The sequence below is a fragment of the Streptomyces prasinopilosus genome (assembly GCF_001419695.1).
GTDB classification, from domain to species: domain Bacteria; phylum Actinomycetota; class Actinomycetes; order Streptomycetales; family Streptomycetaceae; genus Streptomyces; species Streptomyces prasinopilosus.
In genome coordinates this window covers 1-8,257 of sequence record NZ_LIRG01000119.1, presented here as the reverse complement: position 1 = coordinate 8,257, position 8,257 = coordinate 1, and the positions used below count along the sequence as shown (strand labels likewise).

General features: G+C 74.2%; 8 protein-coding genes and 1 pseudogene. 5 read left to right on the top strand and 4 right to left on the bottom strand.

Translation table 11 applies throughout. The features are described 5' to 3' along the window. Positions 1-1,190 (bottom strand): serine/threonine-protein kinase (locus AOK18_RS06340; RefSeq protein ID WP_055693661.1); only part of this gene is annotated, 1,190 nt, incomplete at its 3' end. Positions 1,191-1,744: 554 nt separating this feature from the next. Further along, positions 1,745-1,897, bottom strand: a pseudogene (locus AOK18_RS30395) (pirin family protein); the annotation flags it as partial. Between the two features lie 328 nt (positions 1,898-2,225). Here AOK18_RS30395 and AOK18_RS06335 point away from each other — a divergent pair. Together AOK18_RS06335 and AOK18_RS06330 are read left to right on the top strand one after the other, a co-directional pair. After that, a complete protein-coding gene (locus tag AOK18_RS06335; protein WP_055693660.1) occupies positions 2,226-3,755 on the top strand; it encodes an FAD-dependent monooxygenase in 1,530 nt (509 codons plus the stop codon). 327 nt (positions 3,756-4,082) lie between these two features. Continuing rightward, complete coding sequence (locus AOK18_RS06330; RefSeq protein WP_055693659.1) at positions 4,083-4,532, top strand: universal stress protein; 450 nt, start codon at positions 4,083-4,085, stop codon at positions 4,530-4,532. Between the two features lie 195 nt (positions 4,533-4,727). Here the strand turns inward: AOK18_RS06330 and AOK18_RS06325 are convergent, their stop codons facing one another. Then, positions 4,728-5,693: a pirin family protein gene (locus tag AOK18_RS06325; RefSeq protein ID WP_055693658.1), complete on the bottom strand. Its 966-nt coding sequence runs from the start codon at positions 5,691-5,693 to the stop codon at positions 4,728-4,730. A gap of 157 nt (positions 5,694-5,850) precedes the next feature. Between AOK18_RS06325 and AOK18_RS06320 the strand changes: the two genes are divergently transcribed. The 3 genes from AOK18_RS06320 to AOK18_RS06310 are packed head-to-tail and all read left to right on the top strand — an operon-like array spanning position 5,851 to position 7,240. Then, positions 5,851-6,357, top strand: coding sequence for a MarR family winged helix-turn-helix transcriptional regulator (locus AOK18_RS06320; protein WP_055693657.1), 507 nt, complete (start codon positions 5,851-5,853; stop codon positions 6,355-6,357). Beyond that, a complete protein-coding gene (locus AOK18_RS06315; protein ID WP_055693656.1) occupies positions 6,354-6,812 on the top strand; it encodes a MarR family winged helix-turn-helix transcriptional regulator in 459 nt (152 codons plus the stop codon). The genes AOK18_RS06320 and AOK18_RS06315 overlap by 4 nt, the downstream gene beginning before the upstream one ends. Positions 6,813-6,862: 50 nt before the next feature. Next, positions 6,863-7,240, top strand: a complete 378-nt coding sequence (locus AOK18_RS06310) for a tetratricopeptide repeat protein (protein WP_055573792.1) — start codon at positions 6,863-6,865, stop codon at positions 7,238-7,240. Positions 7,241-7,354: 114 nt separating this feature from the next. Here AOK18_RS06310 and AOK18_RS06305 read toward each other — a convergent pair. After that, positions 7,355-8,257: PepSY-associated TM helix domain-containing protein (locus tag AOK18_RS06305; protein ID WP_167738654.1), on the bottom strand; the 903-nt coding region annotated here is incomplete at its 5' end.

The window sequence follows — 8,257 nt, the reverse complement described above, 5'->3', positions numbered from 1 at the left end:
GGGGCACGGGTGGGCCCGGTCGCGCTCCGGTCGTCGCCCTTGCGTCCCGCGCTGCCGGGAGGATCCTGCTTCCCGGCGGGGGTGTCCCCGGTGGGGGTGTCCCCGGTGGGGGCGTGGGTGGGCCTGGTCGCGCTCCGATCGTCTCCCGGCGGGACGGAGTCGTCGGTGACGGCGAAGGCGGTCGCCATGACGGCGGCGAGCGCGACGGTCACGCCGGCCACGAGGGCGCGCCCGCGCGTGGGCGCGGTGGGGGGAGCGGCTTGGTGCTTGTCGGGCACCCGTCCCTTGCCGGGCAGCGGATTCCCGTGCGTGCGGTCGGCCGCCCGCGAGGGGCCGGGGCCGGCGACGAGGCTCGTGGCGTGCGCCGGCGGACCGGCTTCGGGACGTGCCGTCTCGGCCAACACCGCCAGTGTGCGGGCGCAGTCACGGGCCGTCGGGCGGTCCTGCTCCTCCAGGGCTGTCATGTCCCGCAGCAGGGCGGCCAGTTGTTCCGGCAGCCAGGGGGGCAGGACGGGCCGGCGGTGCAGTCGTGCGATGGCGGCTTCGAGGGGGCCGCCGTCGTACTCGAGCCTGCCCGTGAGGCATTCGAGGAGCACCAGACCGAGGGCGTACACATCGGCGGGCCGGCCGACGGGCCGGCCGAGGACCTGCTCGGGAGAGAGGTAGGCGGCGGTGCCGAGGAGCGTTCCGGTGGCGGTGCGGGTGGTGGCGTCCAGCAGTCGGGAGATGCCGAAGTCGCTCAGGTAGGGGCGGTGGGAGGCGTCCAGGAGGATGTTGGACGGTTTGACGTCCCGGTGGACGATTCCCGCCTCGTGCGCGTGGGTCAGCGCGTGGGCCAGGTCGACGCCGAGCGTGGCAGTCGCCCTGGGGGACAGCGGGCCCTCGGCGATGTGGTTCCTCAGGGTGCTTCCTTCGATCAGCTGCATGACCAGGAAGACGCGTCCGTCGTGCTGTCCGGCGTCGTAGGCGGTGACGAGTCCGGGATGGTGCAACCGGGCCAGGATCACCGCTTCGTGGTGGGAGTCGCCCTCGATGCCGAGACCGGTGTCGGGCCGGAAGACCTTGACCGCCACCGGTCGCCTCAGTCTCAGGTCGAAACCCCGGTGGACATCCGCGGCGCCGCCCGAGCCGAGGAGACCGTCCAAACGGTACCGGCCGCTCAGCACCTCGGCGGAACACCGGGACGCCATGGCCCGAGCCGGCTCACGAAGCCTCATTTCCTCTCCCACTGCATCGAGGTGCGCACGCTTCCGGCGAGCCGTGGTCGGCGCGCCGTTGCACGCAGGTACCCGCGGAAAGCCGGAGTACCCGCGGTACGGCACCGCGACGGCCGTCGACGGCACACGCCGGAGGTTCGAGGGCTCAGGACATATCGGGGCGAATGGGCCGGGAGGATGTGACCCGCGCTCAGGACTCCACGCCCTCCTGAGGCCAGGGTGATCCGGTCGCGTTCCCCGGCGAGCGACGCACCCGGGTCCGGGCCCCGCCCGCGTGGGGCGGGGCTCCTCGTCGTGTCTCGCCCCCCACCGGCTCCTTGCCCGATGACGTGTCAGCAGGGCGGGCGAAGGGGCGGCGGGAGTCCTGTCGCCCCTGCCCGCGGACAGCCGGACCCCGGAATCGCCCGGCGCCGGGAACCGAGCCTGCGGCCCGCCCGGCCGCCCTCCCGCGAGCGGCGCCGGGCGGGAGACGACACCCGGCGGCACGTCCCCGGTCGACGTCGACGATCAGTTGGTTCCGCGGGCCGGCGAACCCTGCCGCGCGGTTTCGGCGGCAGCTCGGGGGCCGGCGGCGGGGCGCCCTCGTAGTCCTTCACCTCGCCGAAGCGGGTGCCCTCCGTCCGGTCCCGGCGGGCCTGCTCGATCTCCTCCCGGGTGCGGCCGATCCGGTTCCAGGACATGGCGGACCCCGGCGGGTGAACGCCTTCGGCCACGAGGCCGTCGAAGCCTTCACCCGGACCGTGGAGCGCGACGGCGCCGGTCCGGCCGCGCGGTCCGAGGCGGCACCGGCCACCCCACCGCAGCGGGATCACCGTTGTCCGCCGGAGGCCGTCGGTCACCGCACGGCGTCGGACGCGACGCCGCGCACGTCCTGTCCCTGCTCGGCCGCTCACGCCGACCGCGGCGTCAACGGCCGATCGGCCCCCTCCTCGCCGGGGCGGGGCGCAGGCTCGACGTGGTACGCGTCCGGAGATCCCGTGCGCGTCCCGTCTCCACTACCGTGGATTCATGACAGCGCCGCTGGACGTGCTGGTGGTGGGAGCGGGACCGACCGGTCTTGCCCTCGCCGCGCAACTGCGCTCGTACGGAGCGCGGTTCAGGATCGTCGATCGTTCCCTCGACCGGGTGCGGGAGTCGCGTGCGCTTGCCGTCCAGCCCCGCACCCTGGAGGCACTGGCGGGCTTCGGGGTGACGGACGAGCTGGTGGCCCGGGGGAACCCGGCGGTGCGGCTGCGGCTCCACCTGCCCCGCCGCGTGGTGGCGCTGCGCTTGTTCGACATCGGGGTGACCGACACGGCGTACCCGTTCCTGCTGTTCCTCTCGCAGGCCGAGACGGAGCGCGTCCTCTCCGAGTACCTGGCCGCGCGGGACGTGACGATCGAGCGCGGCACCGAACTGGTCCGGCTGGAGGCGACGGACTCGTTCGTCGGCTGCCGGCTGCGCCACGACGACGGCTCACGGGAGGCCGTGGAGGCGCGCTACGTCGTGGGCTGCGACGGCGCCCACAGCACCGTGCGCAACCAGAGCGGCATCGGATTCGAGGGATACGCCTACCCGCAGACGTTCCTGCTCGCCGACCTGGAGGCCGACGGGCTGGAGCCGGACTCCGTGCATTCGTACATGGGCGGGACGGGGATGGTGTTCTTCTTCCCGCTCGGCTCGCCGGCCGGCTGGCGCATGCTCGCGATGCGCCCGCCCGATGCCCCGGAGGCCGAGGTGGCCCTGCCGTTGTTGCAGGAGGTCACCGACCGCTGCACCGGCGAGCGGCTGACGCTGCGGGATCCCGTCTGGATGACCGACTTCCGCCTCCACAACCGTGGCGCCGCCAGCTACCGCTCCGGCCGCTGCTTCCTGGCGGGGGATGCGGCCCACATCCACAGCCCGGCCGGCGGGCAGGGCATGAACACCGGCATCCAGGACGCGCTCAACCTCGGCTGGAAGCTCGCCCTCGTCCGCCGGGGCCTGGCGCCCGAGGAACTGCTGTCGACGTACGAGGCCGAGCGGGCGCCCGTCGGCCGCAGCGTGCTGCGCTTCACCGACCGCGCCTTCACCCTCGCCACCAGCGGCAACCCCGTCCTCCGCATCGGCCGCACCCACGTCGCCCCGCGTCTGGCACCGCTGGCGCTACGGGCGGCCGGGATCCGCGGGCGGCTCTTCCGGACCGTCTCCGAACTGGACATCCACTACCGGCGCAGCCCCGCCTCCACGGCCGGCTCACGGCCGCCCAGGGGCGGACCGAGAGCCGGGGACCGGCTGCCCGACCTGCCCCACGGACTGCAGGCGCGCACGGCGGCACCGGGCTGGCACCTGCTGCTGTCCGGGCCACCGCCCCTCTGGCCGGACGAACGGCTCTCCCCCGCCCTGGAAGGGCGGGAAGGCCTGGTCTCCGTCCACCGGCTCGGCGGGCGGAGCCCGTGGCCGGGCGCCGCGCAGGGACTCGTCCGCCCCGACGGCTACCTGGGCTATGTCGCCCGGGGCGCCGACGTGGACGGCCTGCGGACCTATCTGGACCGCTGGCTGCCGGTCGGCCGCCGTTGACGCCACCGGCCGCGATGCGGCCGGTGGCCTCTCCGACCGGGGATCCTGTACCCGAGTACCGGTTGCACGTCCGGGTGCGGCCGGCGTGCTTCGTGCACCCGGGCAGCACCTCGGCACCGGCTTCGGCGGATGGACCGGCCCGCCCGCGTCGCCCGAGGGCGCCTCGCGCACCCGTGCGCCCCGGCCGGCCGGGGCCAGGGCCTGCCCGGGCGGCTCTCCGGGCCGGCCGCCCGTCTCCGTACCCGCCTGACCGCCTCCGCTGGCGCGGCGGCGCGGGTCCCGGCAGCGTGGAAGTGTGCGGAGTACCGACTGCCGAGTGAGGTGACCATGCAATCCTCCGAGGTCCCACGGGTGGTCGTGGGCGTGGACGGATCCCCTTCGTCGTACGCCGCACTGCGGTGGGCGGACCGCTACGCGCGGGGCGTCGGCGGTGCCGTGGAGGCGGTCTGCGTCTGGGACACCCCGTCCTCCAGGGGCTGGAGCGGACCGGCGATCGATCCCGATTTCGACCTGGAGCAGGCCAGGGAACGTTTCGCGCGGGAGTTGCACACGGTCTTCCCCGGCGGTCCTCCCGCCGGCCTGACGGAGCACCTCGTCGAGGGCGATCCGTCGGAAGTGCTGATCCGCGCTTCGGAGGGTGCCGGACTCCTCGTCGTGGGCCGCCGGGGGCGGGGTGGCTTCGCCCGGGCGATGCTGGGGTCGGTCAGCCAGCGCTGCGCCCAGCACGCGGCCTGCCCCGTCGTCGTGGTCCGCCAGGAGGACGATCCCGCCCGCTGATCCGTCTCACCGGAAGGCCACGCGGGTCTCCTGCTCTCCCGCGCTGCAGGACGAGCAGGAGTTCTCCGCCGGGTCGCGGCCGCGTGCGGGGCTGGGCGCGGTGGGACCGCCGTCTCCCGCGAGCGACCCGGAAGCGGAGGCGGCGCCCGGCCGCCTCCCACCCGTCAGTCACCGGGACTCGGACGTCCCAGCAGGTCAGCGCACTCTTCCCCGGGGTTTCAGCGGGACCGCCGGCAGCTCGGGGGCAGGCAGTGGATCCCCGTCGTAGCCCTTCACCTCGCCGAAGCGGGTGCCTTCCATCCAGTCCCGGCGGGCCTGTTCGATCTCCTCCTGGGTGCGGCCGATCCAGTTCCAGAACATGATCAGCTCCTCCTCGAACGGCTCGCCGCCCAGGAGCATCACGGACGCGTCGGACTCGGCGCGCAGCGGGAGGTCGTCGCGGCCGCAGCCGAGGTAGAGCATCGAGCCCGGGAGCACCGGGACGCCGTCCACGTGGACCTCGCCGGACATCGCGAGGACCGCGTACTCGAAGTCGCGTTCCAGGGGCAGGCGGACGTCCGCGCCGTGGGCCAGGGAGAGGTCGGCGCCGACGATCGGGGTGTAGGCCGTGCCGGGCGAGGTGGCGCCGTCGAGGCTGCCGAGGATGAGCGTGGCGTCGACGCCCCGCGCCGTGACGACCGGCAGGTCGGCGTGGTGCTCGAAGTGGGGGTCGGTGTGGCGGTGGCCGTCCGGGAGGGCGACCCAGAGCTGGGCGCCGTGCAGGAAGCGGGCGTGCGGGCGGGGGCTCTCCTCGGAGTGGCTGATCGCCCGGCCCGACGTCATCAGGCCCAGTTCGCGCGGGCGGATCGTCTGGAGGCTGCCCGTGGAGTCACGGTGCAGGACCTCGCCCTGGTGCAGCCAGCTCACCGTCTGCAGACCCATGTGCGGGTGCGGTGCCACCTGCATGCCGGGCTCGTCGGCGATGTCGTCGGGACCGTAGTGGTCGACGAAGCACCAGGCGCCGACCATGCGCCGCCCTAGGTTCGGCAGCAGCCTCCGGACCTCGCTGGACTCTCCGAGCTTGACCTTCCGGGGACTGAGGAGTTCACGTACCGGCTCTGCCACCACGAAGCCGCGCCCGCCGCACAGGGACGGAACGGCCTCCCGCTCAAGATTGCTCATACCGCACAACTTAGCCCCGTGGGTCAATGCGTCCCTCAGGCGCCGCGCCCCCCGGGAGGCGGGGGGAGGCGACCGGAAGCGCCGCGGCGGCACGAGGGACGGTGTATTCCATAGCCATGGCTATGGTTGCCATGTACGGTATCGGTTCATGAGCTCGATGCATCCGGCGCCCGAGGGCGCGACGCCGGGGTTCCTGGTCTGGCGTCTGTCCATGAAGTGGTGCGTCGCGGTCGACCGCGCGGTGGCCCCGCTGGGTCTGACCCACGCGCAGTACTCGCTGGTGGCGTCCCTGTACGGGATGGGACGCGCCGGGGAGCGGCCCAGCCAGCGTCGGCTCGCCGACCACACGGGACTCGAAGCGCTCTACGTGTCGAAGCTCGCCCGCGCGCTGGAAGCCGCCGGCCTCCTCGAACGCACCCGGAACCCGCGCGACCCGCGCGCCATGCAACTGGCGCTCACGGAACGGGGTACCGAGGTCGCCCGCCGGGCGATCGACGTCGTCCACGCGCTCCTGGAGCAGTTGCTGGAGCCCCTCGACGGCCTCGACGGTCCGCGTACCCGTGCGTTCACCCGCGATCTGACGACCCTCCTCGGCACACCCCTCGCCGTGCCGGCGGATGCCGCGGGCGAGCACGCCGACACCCATGAGACGGAGCAGTCATGACCACCACCGCGCCCCCTGTCGACGGCCGCGTCATCGGCCTCGCCCACTACGCGAGCCGCGCCGTGCTGGAGGGTGTGCTCTCCCGCCACGGCCTCTCCTTCCAGCAGTCGGTGGCCCTCCGACTCGTCGCCGTGGCCGGGGGGCCGGTCGACCGCGTCCGCCTGGCCGGGGACGTCGCCGGCGCCCTGAAGACCGGCCGTCCGGAGGCGGACGGTGTGGTCGGCGGGCTGATCACCGCGGGTCTGCTGGCCCCGGACGGGCCTTCCCCGGTACGGATCACGGATGCCGGGAGGGCACTGCACGAGACGGTGTCCGCCGAGACCGAGGTCATCGCGGCCAGGATCTACGCGGGAATTCCGTCCGACGAACTGGCGGCCGCCGGACGGGTGCTGGCGCTCGTCACCGAGCGGGCCGACCGGGAACTGGCCGCAGTGGCGGCCTCCCCGGACCAGTAGTGGAATGTTCAAGCAACCCCGTCCGTTGTCGGTGTCGAAGGAGGCCACCAGTGGACACCACGTACTACTACGACCACGGAACCCCCGCCGAGCGCTGGGAGCGTGCCGGGCTGTTCTTCGACGCCAAGGACTACGCCGCCGCGGCGCGCGTCCTGAGCGGGCTGGTCGAGGAGGTGCCGGAGCAGACCGGGCCGCGGCTGCTGCTGGCGCGCTCCTACTACCACTCGGCCCAGCTGCGCCGCGCCGAGGCCGAGTTGCGCGTCATCGTGGAGCGCGACCCGGTGGAGCACTACGCCCGGCTGATGCTCGGCCGCACCCTGGAACGGCAGGGGCGGAGCGAGGAGGCGAAGCCCCACCTGCGGATCGCCGCCGCGCTGGCGGGCGACTTCGACGACGGCGGCGGCGACCGCGGGCCCGACCCCGCGTAGGCGGCGGGCCGGGGCCGTCCGGCTCCGTGCGGGGTGCCGGACCGGTGCCCGGCCCTCCCAGGGGGAGGCCGGGCACCGGCGCGCGTCCGGGGTTCGTCCGGGAGAGCGCTTCGGCTACGGCGTCCGCGCCGCCCCGGCCGGTTCGTCGCCCGCGGGTCCTCCGACTCCCCCGTCCTTCCCGGCTCCTGTGGCTCCCCCGCCCCCTCCGTTCTTCCGGCTCCGCCGGTGAGCGATCTCCCCGAGGACGATGTCGACGGCGAGGAAGGCGGCCAGCGGAATGCCGAGGAGCGGGACGAAGTAGCCGAGCACGGCGATCGCCGCCAGCAGCGGGACGAGGAGGTGCGGCGGGACCTGCTGCCAGGCGCCGCGGGGGATCGGCCGGCCGAAGGACGAGCCCCGGCCGCGCTGCCACCACATCCGGTAGCCCCACAGGATCAGCAGGATCAGGGAGGTCGCGAGCAGCATCAGCGCGATCTGGTTGGGCAGGCCGAAGAGGCTGCCGGTGTGCAGGTCGATGCCCCAGCGGCTGAGTTTGGCGAGCACCGGGTAGTCGGCCCACCGCACGACGTCGGTGACCTGGCCGGTGGCCGGGTCGACGGCGACGGCGTCCTGCTTCTCGGGCCAGCTGCGCTGGACCTGCTTCACGACGTACGCGGAGCTCTCGTCGGCGGGCGGGACGATCTCCACCGGGTTGTCGAGGCGCTCGTCCCGTGCCGCCGCGAGGACCCGGTCGAGACCGACCCCGTGCGCCGCGTCGCCCCCGGTGCCGCCGGCCGTGCCGTGCTCCGCGTGTTCGCCGCCCGCCGCGGCCGACACCGCGGGCGTCTCCTGGCCGAGCGAGGCGCGCAGGTCGGCGATGGTGGCGCCGGTGTACGTGGACCAGGTCAGTCCGGTGGCGGAGAGGAAGAGGAAGCCGACCGCGGCCCAGGCGCCGATGCCGCCGTGCAGGCCCAGGGTGCGCCGTCGGCCGCTGGTGCCGCGGATCTTCCGCAGGGCACGGCGGCGGGAGAACCAGAG